At 46.2% G+C, this 18,754-nt stretch carries 18 protein-coding genes; 12 read left to right on the top strand and 6 right to left on the bottom strand.

What is annotated here, in order from left to right:
* Nucleotides 1-18: 18 nt before the first annotated feature.
* The 5 genes from AC6H1S_RS16960 to dcd form a co-directional block, all read right to left on the bottom strand.
* On the bottom strand, nt 19-894 hold the full coding sequence (locus AC6H1S_RS16960) for an SDR family oxidoreductase (protein ID WP_497564379.1): 876 nt from the start codon (nt 892-894) through the stop codon (nt 19-21).
* 83 nt (nt 895-977) lie between these two features.
* The gene (locus AC6H1S_RS16955) at nt 978-1,742 is read right to left on the bottom strand and encodes an enoyl-CoA hydratase/isomerase family protein (RefSeq protein ID WP_497564378.1); all 765 of its coding nucleotides are present in this window, start codon (nt 1,740-1,742) and stop codon (nt 978-980) included.
* Nucleotides 1,743-1,748: 6 nt separating this feature from the next.
* Nucleotides 1,749-4,172 (bottom strand): TonB-dependent receptor plug domain-containing protein, encoded by a 2,424-nt coding sequence (locus tag AC6H1S_RS16950; protein WP_497564377.1) that lies wholly within the window; start codon nt 4,170-4,172, stop codon nt 1,749-1,751.
* Between the two features lie 12 nt (nt 4,173-4,184).
* Nucleotides 4,185-6,887 carry a TonB-dependent receptor gene (locus tag AC6H1S_RS16945; protein ID WP_497564376.1) on the bottom strand — a complete coding sequence of 901 codons (2,703 nt, stop codon included), beginning with the start codon at nt 6,885-6,887 and terminating at the stop codon, nt 4,185-4,187.
* Nucleotides 6,888-6,968: 81 nt separating this feature from the next.
* Entirely contained in the window at nt 6,969-7,505 is a 537-nt protein-coding gene (gene dcd, locus AC6H1S_RS16940; protein ID WP_199136119.1) for a dCTP deaminase, read from the bottom strand.
* Between the two features lie 67 nt (nt 7,506-7,572).
* On the opposite strand from dcd, the gene AC6H1S_RS16935 reads away from it, so the two are divergent.
* The 6 genes from AC6H1S_RS16935 (at nt 7,573) to AC6H1S_RS16910 (ending at nt 11,722) form a co-directional block, all read left to right on the top strand.
* Nucleotides 7,573-8,214, top strand: coding sequence for a 4'-phosphopantetheinyl transferase family protein (locus tag AC6H1S_RS16935; protein WP_199136117.1), 642 nt, complete (start codon nt 7,573-7,575; stop codon nt 8,212-8,214).
* 11 nt (nt 8,215-8,225) lie between these two features.
* Entirely contained in the window at nt 8,226-8,954 is a 729-nt protein-coding gene (lipB, locus tag AC6H1S_RS16930; RefSeq protein WP_497564375.1) for a lipoyl(octanoyl) transferase LipB, read from the top strand.
* A gap of 1 nt (nt 8,955) precedes the next feature.
* Nucleotides 8,956-10,014: a serine hydrolase gene (locus AC6H1S_RS16925; RefSeq protein ID WP_497564374.1), complete on the top strand. Its 1,059-nt coding sequence runs from the start codon at nt 8,956-8,958 to the stop codon at nt 10,012-10,014.
* A 132-nt stretch (nt 10,015-10,146) separates the two neighbouring features.
* The gene (locus AC6H1S_RS16920; protein WP_199136111.1) at nt 10,147-10,629 is read left to right on the top strand and encodes a DUF5684 domain-containing protein; all 483 of its coding nucleotides are present in this window, start codon (nt 10,147-10,149) and stop codon (nt 10,627-10,629) included.
* Nucleotides 10,630-10,667: 38 nt separating this feature from the next.
* Complete coding sequence (locus AC6H1S_RS16915; protein WP_497564373.1) at nt 10,668-10,976, top strand: DUF2752 domain-containing protein; 309 nt, start codon at nt 10,668-10,670, stop codon at nt 10,974-10,976.
* Between the two features lie 29 nt (nt 10,977-11,005).
* Nucleotides 11,006-11,722 (top strand): SGNH/GDSL hydrolase family protein, encoded by a 717-nt coding sequence (locus tag AC6H1S_RS16910; RefSeq protein WP_497564372.1) that lies wholly within the window; start codon nt 11,006-11,008, stop codon nt 11,720-11,722.
* Here AC6H1S_RS16910 and AC6H1S_RS16905 read toward each other — a convergent pair whose 3' ends face one another.
* Nucleotides 11,723-12,454 (bottom strand): RDD family protein, encoded by a 732-nt coding sequence (locus tag AC6H1S_RS16905; RefSeq protein WP_199136105.1) that lies wholly within the window; start codon nt 12,452-12,454, stop codon nt 11,723-11,725.
* Nucleotides 12,455-12,548: 94 nt separating this feature from the next.
* On the opposite strand from AC6H1S_RS16905, the gene AC6H1S_RS16900 reads away from it, so the two are divergent.
* Genes AC6H1S_RS16900 through AC6H1S_RS16875 form a run of 6 tightly spaced genes read left to right on the top strand, consistent with a single transcriptional unit; the run spans nt 12,549 to nt 18,727 of the window.
* Complete coding sequence (locus tag AC6H1S_RS16900; protein WP_199136103.1) at nt 12,549-13,499, top strand: stage II sporulation protein M; 951 nt, start codon at nt 12,549-12,551, stop codon at nt 13,497-13,499.
* A gap of 2 nt (nt 13,500-13,501) precedes the next feature.
* Nucleotides 13,502-14,401 carry a hypothetical protein gene (locus AC6H1S_RS16895; protein ID WP_497564371.1) on the top strand — a complete coding sequence of 300 codons (900 nt, stop codon included), beginning with the start codon at nt 13,502-13,504 and terminating at the stop codon, nt 14,399-14,401.
* Nucleotides 14,382-15,167 (top strand): DUF4129 domain-containing protein, encoded by a 786-nt coding sequence (locus AC6H1S_RS16890; protein WP_497564370.1) that lies wholly within the window; start codon nt 14,382-14,384, stop codon nt 15,165-15,167. The genes AC6H1S_RS16895 and AC6H1S_RS16890 overlap by 20 nt, the downstream gene beginning before the upstream one ends.
* Nucleotides 15,164-16,348 (top strand): DUF4350 domain-containing protein, encoded by a 1,185-nt coding sequence (locus AC6H1S_RS16885; RefSeq protein ID WP_497564369.1) that lies wholly within the window; start codon nt 15,164-15,166, stop codon nt 16,346-16,348. The genes AC6H1S_RS16890 and AC6H1S_RS16885 overlap by 4 nt, the downstream gene beginning before the upstream one ends.
* 2 nt (nt 16,349-16,350) lie before the next feature.
* Nucleotides 16,351-17,328, top strand: a complete 978-nt coding sequence (locus AC6H1S_RS16880; RefSeq protein WP_497564368.1) for an AAA family ATPase — start codon at nt 16,351-16,353, stop codon at nt 17,326-17,328.
* Between the two features lie 52 nt (nt 17,329-17,380).
* The gene (locus AC6H1S_RS16875) at nt 17,381-18,727 is read left to right on the top strand and encodes a DUF58 domain-containing protein (protein WP_497564367.1); all 1,347 of its coding nucleotides are present in this window, start codon (nt 17,381-17,383) and stop codon (nt 18,725-18,727) included.
* Nucleotides 18,728-18,754 lie beyond the last annotated feature (27 nt).

The following is an 18,754-nucleotide window of genomic DNA, read 5'->3' as shown; positions in this document are numbered from 1 at the left end:
TTGAAGATTTTAAGAAGGCTAACTCCCCTTTGCCGATCGGGTCATTTGTTCTAGCATATCCCACATTTCGGTCGGAATGGCTTCGAGCCCGTTCATCTGTCCTGCGCCTTGCAGCCATTCGCCACCATCAATTGAAATGACCTCGCCATTGATGTAGCCCGAAAAATCGCTCATTAAAAAGGCAGCCAAATTGGCCAATTCCTGATTTTCGCCCACGCGTTTAAGGGGTACACGGTTTTTGAAATCGAATTTTTTGGCCAAATCGCCAGGCAATAGCCTGTCCCAGGCACCTTTGGTAGGAAATGGACCAGGCGCAATGGCGTTGGTGCGGATGCCATATTTGCCCCATTCTACGGCCAGCGAGCGGGTAAGGGCCAGTACGCCACCTTTGGCACAAGCCGAAGGCACCACATAGGCCGAGCCTGTAAAGGCGTAAGTGGTTACGATGTTGAGAACCGTAGCGGGTTGTTTTTGCGCAATCCAATGCTTGCCAAAAGCCAAGGTACAATTTACGGTACCTTTAAGCACAATGTCGATAATGCTCGAAAAAGCGTTGGCCGATAGCCGCTCGGTTGGCGAAATGAAATTGCCGGCCGCATTGTTCAACAAGCCTTCTACGCTGCCAAATTTCTGCAGGGTTTGTGCCAACACTTCTTCTACCTGGGCATAGTCGCGCACATCGCATTGTACGGCTAACACTTTGCCCCCGGTTTCAGCTTCCATTTCATTGGCTGTTTTTTGGAGCACTTCTAGTTTGCGGCTAGTAATAACCAAATTGGCACCCAGCTTTAAGAAATAGGTGCCCATGGCACGACCCAAGCCGGTGCCTCCGCCGGTTACTACAATGGTTTTTCCTTTGAGGGCATCATCTTTTAACATCGGTTCGTTGTACATGGCTTTATGACTGAATTAGTGGATTGCTTTAATTGTTCAATTGTTAAGTTGCCGTATTGTTGGCCCACGGGGCCTTACAAAGGCTATGCTTTCTTTTGCAGGCCGTCTATAATGGTTTTGAGAATGCTTCTGGTTGTCGGTGCCCACCATTGTTTCAGCATTACTTCAAGGTCGGCACTTTGGTCGGCACTGGTGCTGGCAATCAATTCCTTGCGGATGTTGGTTTTGCTCTGTTGCCAGGTATTGCGTTCAAAAGCCATGTATTTTCTCGCTTTGCGTTCGGCTGCGGTTAAAATGCTTTCGGGTTTGACCAATTCGTCTACCAAACCCACATTTAGGGCTTCATCCGGACTAAACAGCTTTCCTTCTAAAAGATGCCTTGTTGCCGAGGCTTTGCCCAGCCAAAAGGCGTACAGATTAAAAATACTGTTGGGTACGATGATGCCTACCGGAACTTCATTTAATCCAATAATGTATTTGCCTTCGGCCATTACTCGCGCATCGCAAGCCAAGGCTATAACGCAGCCGCCCGCAGGGCTATGGCCATTTATGGCCGCTACCAAAGGTTTTTTAAAAGCCGTGATCTTGGCTACAAAATCCAGGAATAAATGCCAAAAGCTTTTGGCTTCTTCCTCGTTGTAATTATAAAGCTCGATTAAATCTAATCCGGCCGAGAAAAAATGCTCCTTTCCTGTAATCACGACGCCGCCGATATGGCTGTCGTTTTCGATATGGTGCAGCATGTCGGTCAGTTCGGTTACCATTTCGCGGTTCATGGAGTTTGATTTGCCCCTGTTCAGGGTAATGATGGCCAAACCGTCTTTTATGCTTGTTTCAATTGTGTTCATGAGTTCTTATTTTACTTCATAAGTATATACTTTTCTGCCCAAATTACCAAAAGCATCCATGCCTTCTACGATAACCCTGTAAGTACCAGGGCTTCCGGCATTAAAATAGCTGAGCTTGGCTTTGCCCTTGATGTCGCTGTTGAGGTTTGGCTGCCAAAAAACAGTAGTTCTCAGGTCTTCCATTTCCTTATTGACTTTTGGGTCGTCGTAGTTGGGCATGTAAAATTCCTTTACGGTAGCAAAGCCCCTGTTAGATAGCCTGATTTTATTGAAAGTAGTTACGGTTTCTAATTCGTCCAGCTGTTTGGTGGTAATCAAAACTACGCCCCAATAGCCGTCTTGGCCGTAAAGAACGGTATTGTAGTTCGAGCTGAGCACCTCTATGCCTTCTACCGTGCCTGGCGGGATATCCTTGATCTTATCCTGGCTAATCCGAACGCCATCCAACAAGACCATTACTGGTTTTGGAAGGGCCGAGGTAATAGAAACCGTGCGGAAGCTGGAGCGTACATAGTTGCCTCCATAAAGCATGATGCCCGGAATACTCAAAAAAGCCTGTTCCAAGCTAGTTTGGTACTTTAGTTTTTCTTTGGTAATGACATAGTCTGCCTGGCCTGCCAAATTTTTGGAACCTCTGATGGGGTTGACCGGGATAGGCGATTTCTTGGCCTTGATATTTACCTCGTTAAGCTGTATGGCGCCATCGAGCAGATTGTATTTTTTGAGGTCGGCATAGCGTTTTCTGGTTTCCTCGAGGTATTGTGTCAGGTTAAATGATTGGCCATCAAAACTGCTTGAAACGTTAGGCGAGCCATTAAGCCTAATCAATACATTATCGCTTTCGTTTTTGCTTTTGGCCTGCATAATAAAGGTTACGCTGTCTGGAAGGTCGAGCCTGTCGAAAATAAACCTGCCATTGGCATCGGCCACGGTATCTAAAATCATGGTGAAGTTTTTGGTGGTCGAGAGGAGAGTTACCTTGGCGTTAGGCACTGGCTTTTTGTTTGCATCGTAAACAATGGTGCCTCCAATTTCGAGGCTTTTTTCTATCCGATAGTTAAGCACAGGCATTTTGTCTTCCTGAATATCTTTCCAAACAAACCTTCGCCAGCCTTGGGTAAGCATGAGGTTGTCTAGTTGCCTCGCTTTCTCGTCGGTTACGTTATTGAAGTAGTAGTTGGGTTTTTCTACGTAACCTTTCAGGTCGGAGGTCAGCAAGAGGTTAGACAGGATCGTAGTTTCCTGATCCTCGTCGAAAGGCACTTTGCCCATATCGGTTATGGCTACCGAAAAATTACCGTCTGTCGGATTTTCGTTGGCATCGCTCACCGTGAAATCGAGTTCTGTTTTAGATTTGGTATGGGCAGATTTGATGTCGTTGATGTTTATTTTCAGGGCATCTTGATGGTTAACAAAAACCAGGCGTTCGGCTATGGGTTTACTATCCGAATCGAAAAGCGTAAACTGGACAATACCTGTAGGAAACGTGCTTTTGCGCGTGGTAACCGATACATTCGCGCTTTCTGCCTTGATGGGAAAAGAGGCATAAACCACTCCATTTGCTTGGGCAATTACATATAAATCTTTTCCGGTAGCCAAATCTGGTGTACTGGCCACGCGTATGCTGATGTTGTCGCCGGTCATGTTAATGGCCAGTGCATGGCCACTATTGTAGGCTTGTGGCAACTCGAATGTTTTGGTTTGTCCGGTGCTGTTCACCACCACTGCGGTATATTGCTCTCCGGCTTGTGGCATCAGGGCAAATATGCCCATTCCAGCATGCTCGGTAGCAAACTGAGCCACTTTTTCCTTTTTGGAGTTTTCAATATAACCCGATAGGTTAAGGCCAAAGCCATTGGCCGCTACTGCTTTAACACCAACTTTTGTCCTTACGTTATTGAGCATCGTACCTCCTTCAGGGAAAAACTGCAGGTCGAATGCCTGTGCCTTTTCATTGGTTTTGGCGGTGCCGGTTTCGTTTACGTTACCGATGTTGAACGATTTCTGAAAAAAGAAATGGTCATCGTAATTGCGCATGTAATTGGTGTAGGCACGTATCCTGTAGGTGCCCGAGGCCAGCGAGTCGGCTAGGTTCAAGTTTCCGAAGGCCGTGCCGTTGTCAACAGGCAAGGTGATCTTTTTCTTGATGTTGTTTTTGGCATCGATCAGTTCTACATACAGCACAGCGCTTAAAAAAGAGGGTTCGTTCTTTTCGGCAGTAACCAAATAGGCCTTCATAAAAATGGTTTCGCCAGCTGCATAGTAAGGTTTGTCTGTTTGCAGGTGTATTTTTTCTTGCGGGTAAGTGGCTGTTAGCTTGGCCAACTGTTTGAGTATTTTTTCTAGGGGATCGTCGGGATAATTAAAGCTCAGGCAGGCAATGGCCAAAACGCTAAGCAGTGAAAGCTTTAACTTGAGATTGGATAACATGTTAGATTTAGGTTAGTTAACGGTATAGGTGTATACTTTTCGCGCAAGATTTCCGAGGTTGTCGATCCCTTCTATCACAATTCTGAAAGTTCCCGACTGGTCGGTATTGAAATAGTTGATGTTGGCCTTTCCGGTGGCATCTGAAACTACCTGCGGGTTCCAATAAACCGTTGTTCGCAAATCGGGCTTGCTGTCTTGGGTGGCATTGTATTTAGGCGAATAGAACGTTCTTACGGTATAAAATCCTTTTGGCGCATAGGTTACAATGCCTGGCGCATACCTGTTGTAGCTGCTGCTAGCGCCTCCGCGTTTTGAGGTGATCACCAATACGCCGCTACCTCCGTTCATGCCGTAAATAGCGGTATTGGCAATGCTTTTCAATACTTCTACACTTTCTACATCTTGCACCACAATATTGTCGAGGTCAAAATCATCGCCCATGTTCATGCCGTCTAAAACAATAGCCATTGGCGTGCGGCCATTAAGCCCGCCCGAACGCATCATGTAGGCCTTGCCGTTGCTCACGGTTACGCCAGCAATGCGACCCGAAAGAAATTGCGATAGCGAAAATGCGGTTTCTAGGTCTTTTTCGGTAAACACCTGGTCGGCATGGCCGGCGCCGTTAAGGTTTGACGAGTTGGGTGCCGGATTTTTCTTCTCTACAATTTTAACCTCGTCGAGCATAATGGTACGGTCTAAAAGCCCTCTTTTGCTCTGCTCGTCAAAATAACGGCCGCTTTCGGCCAAATAAGGCATCAGGCTTTCGTTAACGTTTACCTCAATGTCGCCGGTGTTTTTGTTGGGGGTCACGATTTGTTCGGGAACAATGTCTAGGTCGATCTGTACGTTTTTGTTGTTCTTGTCTGTACGTGCCTGGACCACAAATTTGGTGCTGTCGCCAAAAGAGATCTGATCAAAATTGAACCTGCCTTTGGCATCGCTTAGGGTATCAATGGCAAACAAGCCTCCCGACGAAGAAAATAGCGATACCTTGCCATTTGGTACAGGCTTGCCGCCTTTGGTAATGATGCCGCTAATTTTCATGTTTTTTTCGGGCTGGTAGGTAATCGTCGGCTCTTGGTTGTTCGCCAGGCTTTTCCAGCTTATTTTTCTCCAGCCTTGGGTAAGCAACAGGTTGTCTAATTCGGTGCGGGTTTTGGTGTCGTTGCTGAGGAAATAATGGTTTGGTTTTTCTACATAACCGATAAGGTCGGCCGTAAGGAGCAAGCGGGTCAGGATATTGCTTTCGTTGTCTAAATCGGGTGTTACGGCAGAAGCATTGGTTACCGAAACCGAAAAGCTGCCTTGTACGGGCTTAGCCTCGTGAGTAACGTTAAAGTTGAAGTCGACATTACCCCGCTTGTCATAGCTTGGTTTCAGGTTTTGTGCGTTTACTTCAATTTTGTCGCTCGGGTTGTTTACAAAAGCCAAGCGTTCGCAAACAGGCTGGTTATCGGGAGTAAAAAGGGTCAATTGCACAATGCCCGATGGAAATTCGGCCTTTGGAGCGCTAACGGAAACCAATTGCCTAGCGGTTGGTAGCTTGGTGGTAAAATATACATTGCCGTTGTGCTGGGCTACCAATTTGAGCTCGCCTTTGTTGACCAAGTCTTCTGTCATCATAACTTTAATGGCCATTTTGCCGGTGTCAATATTGTTGACAGCCATGACATAACCACTGCTGGCCGCTTTAGGGAGCACCGTGCTTTTTTCTGTTCCATCGGCCAGTTTGATTTTGGCGGTGTAGGTTTTGCCGGCAATCGGACTTAAGATGAAAGAACCCATACCCAGGTAGGTGGTTTCAAACTTGAGCAGCTCTGTGCCATCATTATCTACTACAGAGCCCTGAACGTTTTCGCCAAGGCCATTTGAGCTGACCGCCTTGATGGCTACTTTGCTAGGCAAACCTTCTACCAAGCCACCGCCTTCTGGAAAAAACTGTACATCTGTGCCTTTAGCCGTGGTTTTGATGGGGATGTTTTTAACTATTTTTTGTTTGTTGGGCAGGGTAATGGTGGCTGTAATCCTACCCGATTTGTAAAGACTGGGCTGCGTGTTGGTGTAGCCAATTACAATTTCGCCATTGCCATTGGTGGTGGCTTTGCCTTTTGCAATGCTTCTTGCGCTTAGCTGGACTTCGTAGGCCACCTCGCAGGTGGCGTAAGGCTTATTGTCTTTGTCGGTAAACTGAATGGTGCTGCTTACTTTCTCGGCACTGTTTTCGGTGCTCAGTACGTCTTTGGTTTTGGTAAATACCTTGTTGGCCCAAGAGTTCCCGATTTTGATGGTTTTGTCGAAAAAGAAATCGGGGCCGGCGTTGCGCATCCATTGGGTGTAGGCCCTGATGCGGTAATTGCCTTCGCTCAGCGAATCGGTCAGCTTGAAGTCGCCCCAGGTAATGCCGCTCTGCATGGGTAATTTGAGCTGCTTTTTGATGGAGTCGCGCTCGTTGATCAACTCTACATATAAAATGTTGCTGATGGTAGAGGGTTCCGATGTTTTGGTATCTACTACATAGGCCTTAAACCAGATATTGTCGCCAATGGCATAATAAGGTTTGTCCAAATGCAGGTATATTTTTTCTTGCGGATATTTTTTAGTGTACTCTTCGAGCTTCTTGAGCAGTGCGGCAAACGGATCGTCGTCTGTAGTGAAAGCAGAAAGGCCAAACAAGGCCAGCAAGGCAATGGATAAGATAAGCAGATTCCTTTTCATCGAAAATAAAGTAATAAAGCCTTAAGTTACAAAAACCTAAGGCTTTATTAAAATATAAAGAATTAAAAAGTTAGTTGATTGCTAAAAAGTGTTCTTCCACATCATGCTTTCTACGGGCTTGGTGGTTTTGTTGTTGTATTTGGCGTTGTTTTTGGTGTTGTATAGGTTGCCGATGCGGCCTTCTACCACAAAGTAAATCAATTGGCCAATAGGCATGCCGGCATAAACCCTAACGGGTTGTGCACAAGAAATTTCCAAAGTCCAGGTATTGCAAAAGCCTACATCGCCCTTGCCGGCGGTGGCATGAATGTCGATGCCCAAACGGCCGGTGCTGCTTTTGCCCTCTAAAAAAGGGACGTGAGCATGGGTTTCGGTGTATTCGAGGGTTACGCCCAGGTAAAGCGTACCGGGTTGCAGTACAAATCCCTCTTTCGGGATTTCGAAATGGTCTATCTGGTTGTGGGCCTTGGCATCGAGTACGCGGTCTTTGTAGGTGGCCAAATATTTGCCCAAATGTACGTCGTAGGAGTTGGTGCCCAAACAATCGATATGGAATGGCTCTATAATAATGGTGCCCTTATCTATTTCCTCAAGTATCAGTTTGTCTGAGAGTATCATTTTATGAAGTTTTGGACTAAATTATGATTAATTTAAGATACTTTTGTATTGATTTTCTAAATAAGAGATGCCAATAGTTTTTAATAGAAAAATTGATGACCAAACCATACTGGCTGTATGGAAAATCGAAGAAACCGAAGAAGAGCTTCTGGCCAGCCTGCAGCTTAAGCAGCACGAACTGGATGTAATCGCTTCGCTAAGCAACGGAAAAAGAGCCCTGCATTGGCTGGGTACGAGGGTATTGTTGCGCACCATGCTCAACACGGCCGACTATATCGACTGCCGCATGGACGAACATGGCAAACCTTACCTGGTTAATTCGGACACTCATATTTCGCTGAGCCATTCTTACGACTACGCTGCCGTAATTGTGGGCAAAGACAGGAAGGTAGGGGTTGATATCGAGCTCATCAAGCATAAGATCAAAAGCATCAAGCATAAGTTTCTTTCGGATGTAGAGCTGGCCCAAAAGCAGATTGGCGATAATACCGATGGCCTTTATGTAAGTTGGTGTGCCAAAGAAGCCATTTACAAGTGGCACGGCAAAAAAGGCCTGGAATTTAAGCAACATATCCATATCAAGCCGTTCAAACTAAAAAAAGAAGGTTCGCTACAAGCTTTGGTCGATTTGCCCGAAGGTACCCAAGAGCTGACCGTGAGCTATTTTAAAACCAAAGATGGCTATATGTTGGGCTATGTGGTGGCCTGAGGAACAAGTTTATGGAAAACAAAAGCACGGCACATGAGCTGGCCAACAAGGTAAGGGTTAAGTTTTTGGATTGGGGCCTGATCGATTATCAGGAGGCTTGGGACAAACAGGAAGAGCTTTTTGGCCAAACCGTTGCCCTTAAAACCCAAAACAGAACCGAAGCTACGGCTATTCCAACCCCCGATTATCTGGTGTTTTGCGAACACAAGCATGTTTATACCCTAGGCAAAAGTGGGCATCCCGAAAACCTGTTGCTCGACGAGGAAGGCCTCCGGGCCAAAGAAGCGGCCTATTACAAGATTAACCGGGGCGGCGATATTACCTACCATGGCCCTGGCCAGCTTGTGGGTTACCCGATACTCGATCTCGACCATTTTTTTACCGATATCCACCTGTACCTGAGAACACTCGAAGAAGCAGTAATCCTCACTTTGGCCGATTATGGCATTAAAGCTGGGCGCTACCCGGGCTATACCGGGGTTTGGCTGGATGCCGACAACGAAAAAGCCCGTAAAATATGTGCCCTGGGCGTTCGGTGCAGCCGTTGGGTAACCATGCATGGCTTTGCCTTCAACGTGAATGCCAACCTCGATTACTTTAAAAATATTGTGCCTTGTGGCATCGACGATAAGGATGTAACCTCGCTGCAACGCGAATTGGGCAGGGAAGTGGACATCGCCGAAGTAAAGGAAAAATTAAAGGGCCATATTGCCACCTTGTTTAAAATGGAATTGGTTTGATATGAAAAAGTGGTGGCTTGGTTGCCTATTTTTGTTGGCAGGTTTAACTGCCCGGGCCCAAAACCTGGACGAATTGGTTAGCTTCATCCAGCAGAATCCACAAAAGGCATCGATTTATTTGATAGAAGGTGGCCAAACTACCGTTAGCTGGAACAGCAATCAGGTAATGCCCTTGGCCAGCGCTGCCAAAACCATTATTGCCATTACCTTTGCCAAACAGGTAGCCACAAAAAAAATATCGCCAGCAACAAAAGTTGCCGTGCAAGACTTGGCAAAATACTATATTCCCAACACCGATGGGCAGGCACATCCCAGTTGGCTCAAATCGATAGGCAAATCGGTGGGCGATAGCGTAACTTTGCTTCAGGTGGCCCAAGGAATGATCAAATTCAGTTCTAATGCCAATACCGAATACCTGCAGGATTTGTTAGGCCTGGCCCTTATCAATAAAAACTTGGCAGCATTGCAGCTGAAATCGCACCAGCCTTTGTATTATTTTACGGCCGGCGCTACTATGGCCACGCTTCGGCCCGAAGGCAAAAGCAATGAAGCATGGATCACGGAATTGAGCACTATGCCTTTGGCAGCCTATGCCAAAAAATGCGAGGAAGCCCACCGCAAACTTAAGGCAGATCCCAACTATGTGAAACAGTTTAGCTTTGCGCGCCTTCCTTTATCGGTGCAAAAGGTTTGGTCGGACAGGCTAGTAGGCGCTACTACTTACGATTATGCCCAGCTGATGCAAAAAATCCTGAATGGCAAGTTTTTTGAACCAAAAGTGCAAAGCGTGCTCGAAAGCATCATGGAATGGCCCATGGCTTATCCGGGCAACCAGGCCATGTTTAACCACTTGGGCCAAAAAGGCGGCTCAACGGCTTTTGTGCTTACCGATGCCTTTTACGCCAGTGCCAAAAACGGGGCCAAAATAGCTTGTGCCTTTTTCTTCAATAACCTCGATGCGAAAGAAAATGCCATGGTCAATAAACATTTTGCCGACTTTGAAGCCAGTATACTTACCGATGCCAATTTCAGGAAAAAACTGGCCGTAGCTTTGCATTAAGACCGTTTTTTGATTGAGGGGTTGGTGTAATTTGCTTATAGTCAGTGGTTAGTGTTAAGAAAAATAACCTTGATTAATTTTGTTGTTTGAATAGAACCCCTAATTTTAAGTTAAACTAAAAACTAAAAAACTATGGATTATTCATCAGATTACTCAGGCGCAGGTGCGAGCATATTTGCGGGCATTTTTTTAACATTTTGGCTAATTTCCCTTGCCTTGGGCATTATTTCGATTGCCGGCATGTGGAAAACCTTTGAAAAAGCCGGTAAACCAGGCTGGGCAGCCCTCATTCCCATTTACAATATTTATGTAATGATTGAAATTGTAGGCAAACCTTCTATTTGGTTGTTGTGGTGCATAATACCTTGTGTAAACTTTGTGTTTTGTATCTGGGTGCTTAATTTAATGAGCAAAAGCTATGGCAAAAGCGAAGGCTTTACTGTTGGCCTGTTCTTTTTGGGTTTTATTTTCTGGCCTATCCTGGGTTTCGGCGATGCCAAATATTTGGGCCCTTCGGCAGCAGAGGCACAAAATCCTTTCGGAAACAATCCGTTCAACAATCCTAACGGACCATTTAACCAGCCACCTTCGCCACCAAGCCAGCCACAAGCCTAGTGCAATTGAAGTTATTGGTAAGATATGACCCATCTGTCTTGTTAGTTATTTTTAGCAAGGCCGATGGTTTTTTGTTGCCCTGCCCGTTTAAGCGGCTTACCGGCCTCGACTGTCCGGGTTGTGGCTTTCAGCGTTCGCTGTTGGCCCTTGTGCGCGGCGATTGGCAGGCCAGTTTACATTTTTATCCGCCTACGCTGTTGTTTTTGGTCAGCGCTTTGGCCGCCTTGCTGAGTTATAGCCTTAAATGGGATACCAATGCCAAATGGCTCAAGGCGTTGTATCTGGCAACGGGTTTGGCCGTGCTGGTCAGCTATGGCTATAAGATAGTTACGCATCAATTGCACTAGGTAAAACCGGTTGGTGCAAAATTTCGTAAATGAAGTTGATGAAATTTAGCGGTATTTTTCTGTCATTTTGTTTATTATTGAGCTGCGATAAAAACACGGCTTCTGATATGAATACTGCTTCAACGGTACCTTCGGGTACCCCTTTAACCTACCTGGCCTTAGGCGATTCGTACACGATTGGCGAGGCGGTTAGCGCCAGCGAATCATTCCCTTATCAATTGGCAGCACGGCTCAAAACGGCGAACCTGAATGTGCAGACTCCAAAAATCATTGCCAAAACCGGCTGGACAACCGACGAGCTGCAGGCCGCCATTAACGAGGCCCAAATCAAGACTTCTTTTGATCTGGTTACCTTGCTTATTGGGGTCAACAACCAGTATCGAGGCTATTCGCCAGATACCTATCGCAAGGAATTCAAAGCCCTGCTACAAACCGCTATAAGCTTTGCAGGAAATCGGAAAAAACATGTTTTTGTTGTATCTATTCCCGATTGGGGCGTAACGCCTTTTGGCAAGAACAGTGGCCGAGATGTACAGGCCATTGCGCAGGAAATAGATGCTTTTAATGCCATTAACAAAGCAGAAACCCTGGCTTTGGGCATAAGCTATACAGATATTACCCCAGGCTCTAGAAATGCGCTTACCGATGCTGGGCTGGTTGCGGCCGACGGTTTGCATCCTTCGGCTAAAATGTATGGCGAATGGGCACTAAAAGTGGCTAGTGCAGTCGAGGCTAACTTTAAATGATCAGACTGCCCTTGAGGTAACCTGGTTGTAATCCATGACAATGGTTTTCAGAAAATCGAGCTCGTTCATGCCTTCGGGTATAGCTGTGCCTAAATGCGACGATATTTTGCCGGCCATTTGGTAAACAAGGTTTGGATTAAAGGTTTTGTAATAGGTATTCAGCACTTCGTGCACCAGTTCTACATCCCGGTCGGTGAGCAGGTGAACACTATCGAAAACAGGCGTATAGCTTTCGGCTGCAGGATGAAAGGCAATGTGGTGCAGCTTGGTGCGCGGTACGGTTTTGATGACAGTTGTTCCGGCCACAATATCGCCAATGCGTTGCTTGTTGTCTGAAAGCACCACGCAGAGAAAGCCCCCAGCCCAGGCGGTTAATGGAAAATCTACGATCCTGAAAACCCAGCGGATAAAGTACTGGCCCAAGCTCGGCTGGCCGCCGTCGAGGCTAACCACCTTGGTTTTAAGGATGTGCTTGCCCAAGGTTTGCCCATTCATAAAAACTTCGCAAAGCAGGTCGTAGAACAAAAAGAGAAAGGCATAGATTACGAGCATCACCTTTCCAAAAATGGCTGATTTTAGCAGGTCGGTGGCGCTGAAAACAAACAGAAAGATCAGAAAGGTGAGGCCAAGGGCCGCGATGTCGATAAGCCATGATGCCATGCGCTCGCCCACACCCGCAACCGGATAATCGATGTCTACGTGCTGACTGGTATTTACCCTAACTGTTTCCATAGCTCCAAATATAATATCGTTTTTTAATTTTTGTTGACTAATAAAATTTTTGTTTTATTTTAACGGAAAAATTCTAGAACCGGGAAATCTATCTATGAGAGAAGCGCTGTTTGTAAAGCAGAATGCCGAAAAGTGGAAGAACTATGAACAGCTACAGACCAATAATCCAGACGAGTTGGCCGAGCGGTTTATAGAAATCACCAACGATTTGGCCTACGCCAAAACTTTTTATCCCAAATCTAAAACTACGAGCTACCTCAATGGCATTGCTTCTCTGTTGCACCAGGCCATTTACAAAAACAAAAAGGAAGATGCAAATCGCTTTACCCGTTTTTGGAAGCTCGATTTGCCTTTGCTGTTCTTTAAATATCGCCGGCAGCTGCTGTATTCTTTGATCTTTTTTACGCTGTCAATGGCCATCGGTATCCTTTCGGCCAAATACGATGATACTTTCCTACGCCTCATTTTGGGCGATAGCTATGTAAACATGACCAACGAAAATATTGCCAAGGGCGATCCCTTTGGCGTATATAAAGAATACAACGAGTTTGGCATGTTCCTCATGATTGCCAGCAACAATATTTGGGTTACACTGGTTACCATTGTCAGTGGCATATTCTTGTCAATAGGCCCCGTTTTCGCCATGATGAGGAACGGTATTATGCTGGGTGCCTTCGAATATTATTTTTTTAGCAAAGGTTTGGGCGCCCAATCGATTTTGGTGATTTGGATACACGGAACGCTCGAAATCCTTTCCATTATTGTAGCTGGTGGCGCCGGACTGGTTTTGGGCCACGGCCTGCTTTTCCCTAAAACCTATACCCGGATGGCAGCCTTTAGGCACGGCGCCAAGGATGCGGCAAAAATAGCGCTGGGCATTAGCCCGATTATCTTGCTGGCCGCCTTTTTTGAAAGTTTTATTACCCGACATACCGAAATGCCTGTTTGGCTGAGCATTAGCATATTGGCCAGCTCGCTCGGTTTTATGGTTTGGTACGTGATTATCTATCCTATGCAATTAGCAAAACGCACTCAGTACAATTAAACATGAAAGAACCTGTTGAATTTAGAAAAGTTAGGGAGTTTGGTGACATCATCAGCGATACCGTTCTTTTTATCAAGCAAAATATCAAGCCCCTTTTAAAAGCCTACCTGTTTTTGTGCGGCTTTTTTGTTTTGGCCAGCATGATCAACTCCGTGTTGATGCAGGTGCAAGTGGGCAACCTGGTCAAAAGCGCCAATGCAGTTGATTACAGCAGGGGCACAAGATCGCTTTACATGTTCTCTAACTTTACGCTGAACTATGTATTGATGTTTGTTTTTATCATCCTCAACTATACTGCCATTTACCTAACAGTGTTGTCGTACATATCGCTTTACGTGAGAAAGGGAAATATTGCGCCTACGGTGGCCGAGGTTTGGTCGTACTTTAAATATTATTTTTGGCGCATGCTGGGCAGCGGCATCTTGATGTCTATGTTTTTGGGCCTGTCCTTTGTGCTCTGTCTCGTACCGGGCATCTATGTTTTTCCGGCCGCTACCATATTTTATCCCATCCTGATTCTGGAAAATGCCGGCTTCTCTTTCTCTTTTAACCGTGCGTTTAAACTGTTGAAAGGCGAATGGTGGGTTACTTTTGCCACGCTGCTGGTCATTTTCTTTATTTACTATGCTTGTGCGATGGTGATCCAAGTGCCTGCTGTGGCTATTTCTATGGCTGGGGCCTTTATGCGCGACAACAGTGCATTTTTTGGTACCTATGGCGTAATTATGGCCATTGCCCAGCAGTTTTCGCAGGTATTTATGGTTATTCCAATTGTGGGTGCCGCAGTGATTTATTTTAACCTGGTTGAGCGCAAGGAAAGTACCGGCCTTATGGAAAGAATTGACAGCCTGGGCCAGAATAATGCCAAAGACGACCATCCTTTTGTTCAAGAAGAATATTAACATGCGCTTAAGGCTGGTTTTTGTACTGTTGTTGGGGGTGCTGTTAAGCGCCTATGGCCACGCCTTGCAAACACCGGCCAAACCAGCGCCTGACAAAGTAGCAAAAACCATTAAGATAGACAGCAGCCGGGTAGAGCAACGCCAAATAGACCGGCAAGCCGTGGATGCCTATAGCAAGCAAAAGGAGTTTGTTTACGAAGAAACGGCGCCGCAAAATGCAAGCTGGTGGCAAAGGCTCATCGCCTGGCTTTGGGATCTGATCGGCAGGATTTTTAGGGGTGGCAATGCCGGCGATGGCGCCTTGCTCAAGTATTTTTTCGTCTTTCTTAAGTACTTCCTGATCGCGGTTTTGGTAGTAGGCGTAGCCTATGGCGTCTTAAAGCTGCTGGGGCTCGATTTGCGCGTATTGGCCAAAAAACCGAAAAGCATCGAAGTTCCCTACGAAGAAAGCCTGGAAAATATCCACGAAATCGATTTTGATGAACAGCTGGATAAAGCCGTGCAAGACGGCAACTACCGTTTGGCGGTGCGTTTGCTGTACCTCAAAACCCTTAAGCGCCTTAGCGATAGGGATATGATCAACTGGCAGCCCGATAAAACCAACCAGACCTATGTGCTCGAACTGCAGAACGAAAACTACCGCAAAGAATTTGCCGAATTAACCTACCGCTTCGAATATGTATGGTATGGCGAATTTTTTATCGACAAGCAGCATTTCGAACCGATCGCTCAATCCTTTCAACAATTTAACCAGCAGAACAGATGAACGGATTGAGAAAATACATGGTGATTGCCGGCTTGTTGCTCGCCGTTTACTTGGGCATGCAGTATTTCAAGCCAAAACCGATCGATTGGAGACCTACTTATTTAAAGGAAGATAAAATCCCCTATGGCACCTATATCTTGTATCAGCGCATACACGATCTTTTTCCAAATGCCAAAGTGGAGGTGCAAAAAAAAGCAGTTTACAATACGCTCAAAGAAAATGCCGGGGCCCTAGGTTCAAGCTATCTGATGATTGCACCAGAGATTAGCATCGATAAGCTCGACTACGAACAGCTGGTGAAGTATATGCAAAAAGGCAATCAGGTTTTTATTGCGGCATCCCGTATTAAAGGCGTATTGCTCGATACCTTGCGGACCTCGCTTTCTAACAGTGTGTATTTCAGGAATGGCAAAAAATACGCCGTCAATTTTTTAAACCCGGTCTTGAAACGCGATATCGACTATTATTTCGATAAAGGTATTTGCGAGCAGTATTTTAACAAGATAGACACGGCCAGGGCAACGGTGCTGAGTACCAGACAGGGCAAAGAAGCCAATTTTATCCGCTATGATTTTGGCAAGGGCGCGCTGTACCTGCTGCCTAACCCAGAGCTGTTTTCGAACTATAACCTGTTGCGCGAAGATGGCTCAGAATATGCTTCCAAAGCACTGTCTTATTTGCCTAAAACAAATCGCGTGATTTGGGACGAATATTTTACGCGCCCTGATGCGGCGGCCAAATCGCCCTTGCGCGTACTGTTTAAATACGACCAGTTGCGCTGGGCCTATTACATTGCCCTTTTTAGCCTGATTGCTTTTGTACTTTTCGAGATCAAAAGGCGCCAGCGTATCATTCCGGTTATTTCGCAACCTAAAAATACATCGGTCGAGTTTGCTGAAACCATAGGGCGCGTTTACTACCAGCAACGCAACAACAAGGATATAGCCGAGAAAAAAATCAATTATTGGCTCGAATACCTGCGCAGCAAATACCGTTTGCGTACGGTAAATATTAACGAAGAATTTAAAGAAACACTGGTCAGTCGTACAGGTGCCACCGCCGAAACCATCGAAGCACTTTTTGTAGAGCTACAATACCTTAACGGCGGTTATTTGATCAGCGACCAGGATCTGATTAGATTAAATAAACTGATAGAACAATTTTATAAACAAGACCAATAGCTATGGAACAGGAAATGTTTGACCAAAGAACGGATTTGAGCCAATTGAGCGCTGCCGTAGCCCAAATCAGAGAAACGTTGGGCAATATCATTGTGGGTCAAAAAGATACCATAGACCTGCTGATTGCAGGTTTGCTGGCCGATGGGCACATCTTGCTCGAAGGCGTACCCGGCGTGGCCAAAACCCTCAGCGCAAAACTGATGGCCAAATGTATTTCGGCTTCTTTTTCGAGGATACAGTTTACGCCCGACCTCATGCCTTCGGATGTGCTGGGTACGGCGGTCTTCAGTCCGAAAACAGCCGAGTTCCAATTCAGGCAGGGGCCTATTTTTGGCAATATCGTGCTGGTAGACGAGATTAACCGCGCACCAGCCAAAACACAATCGGCCCTTTTCGAAGCCATGGAAGAACGCCAGATTACCGTTGATGGACATACTTACAAGCTGGAAGAACCTTTTATGGTATTGGCTACGCAAAACCCGATTGAGCAGGAAGGTACTTATCGCTTGCCAGAGGCCCAACTAGACCGCTTTTTGTTCAAGATAGAAGTTAAATACCCTTCGCTCGAAGAGGAAATCGAAATTCTCTCTAAACAACACCAGCACAAGCCCGAAGAGCAACTGCAGGAAATCAATGCTGTTTTATCGGTAGCACAGATCAAAGCCCTGCGTGCTACCATCAAAGCCTTGGTGGTTGAGCCGAAATTACTGGCTTTCGTAGCGCAAATTACGCACGAAACGCGCCACAACAAGTCGCTGTACCTGGGTGCTTCGCCAAGGGCCTCGTTGGCCATGGTAAACGGCGCCAAGGCATTGGCGGCCATGGGCGGTCGCGATTTTGTAACACCCGACGATATTGTGAGGGTGGCTGTTCCGGTTTTGGCACATCGTGTGATGCTGAGCCCAGAAAAAGAAATGGAAGGGCTAACCCCAGCCGATATCATCACCCAAATTATCAAGAAAATAGAAGTGCCAAGATAGAATCATCGCTGCTACCCAAGGTTGTTTCTTGATCGTGGCGAAAGCTAAGGAAATGAAAAAGTTTTTCAGAAAATATTATACAGACCTCTTTTTGGGCAAGCGCCTGTTCATTGCGCTGGGCGTATGCGTGGCCCTGTTTCTGTTTTCCTTTTTCCTTCCTGTATTGGGCGATTTGCCCTACCTCTTTTTTGGCGTATTGCTGTTGTTGGTGCTGTTGGATATGGTCTTGCTCTATCGCACCAAAAAGGGCGTATTCCTACGTAGGGAAGTGCCCGAGCGCCTCAGCAATGGCGACGATAACGAACTGAAGATCTACCTCGAAAATTTTTATAGCTTTCCGGTAAGCTTAGGCATCATCGACGAAATTCCGTTCCAGTTCCAAAAGCGCGATATCTGGTTCAAAGCCCATTTGGCACCGCGCGAGCAAAAGCTCATTACCTACCTGTTGCGTCCTACCAAAAGAGGAGAATACGATTTTGGTCTTACCAGGCTGTATGTACAATCGCCACTGGCGTTGCTGAGTCGCCGGTTTAACATCGGTAGCCCCAAAACGGTTCCGGTTTATCCATCGTTTTTAAAGCTCAGGCAATATGAATTGATGGCGGTTTCTAACCGCTTAACCGATATTGGCATCAAAAAAATCAGGCGGTTGGGCCATAGCATGGAATTTGACCAGGTGAAAAGCTATGTGGCTGGCGACGATTACCGTACCGTAAACTGGAAAGCCACCGCCCGCAAAGGCGATTTGATGGTGAATTCGTACACCGACGAGAAAGCACAGCATGTGTATTGCGTAATCGATAAATCGAGGGCCATGCGCATGCCTTTTGAAGGCTTGACCCTGCTCGATTATGCCATTAATGCCAGCCTGATTTTGAGCAGCGTTGCCTTGGTCAAAGAAGACAAGGCCGGATTGATTACCATTGCCGAAAAAACCAAGAATGTGGTGCCTGCCGACCGCAGGCCCGTACAGTTGAACAAGATCATGGAGGTGCTTTACAAGGAGAAAACCCGCTACCTCGAAACCGATATGGAAGCGTTGTATAGCACGGTGAGGGCCACTTTAAAGCAGCGAAGCCTCGTCGTATTCTTCACCAATTTCGAGAGCATGTCGGCCCTGGAAAGACAGTTGCCGTTTTTGAAAAGAATAGCCAAGTTCCATTTGTTGCTGATTGTCTTTTTTGAAAATACCAGCCTGAAGGCATTGAGTGAAGAACCGGCTAAGGATGTGCAGGGCATTTACATTAAAACCATTGCCGAGAAATTTGCCTACGAAAAGAAACTGATGGTGAAAGAACTGGCCAAACACGGTATCCTAAGTCTGCTTACCCCGCCTCAAAACCTGACGGTAAACGTTGTGAACCGCTATTTGGCAATCAAGGCCAATCAACAGATTTAAGGATTGTGTGGTTATTGCCTTCAACCT

It is taken from the genome of Pedobacter sp. TM02, assembly GCF_059705275.1.
Note: the sequence above shows the minus strand (reverse complement) of the source record. Positions and strands in the feature narration are given on the sequence as shown.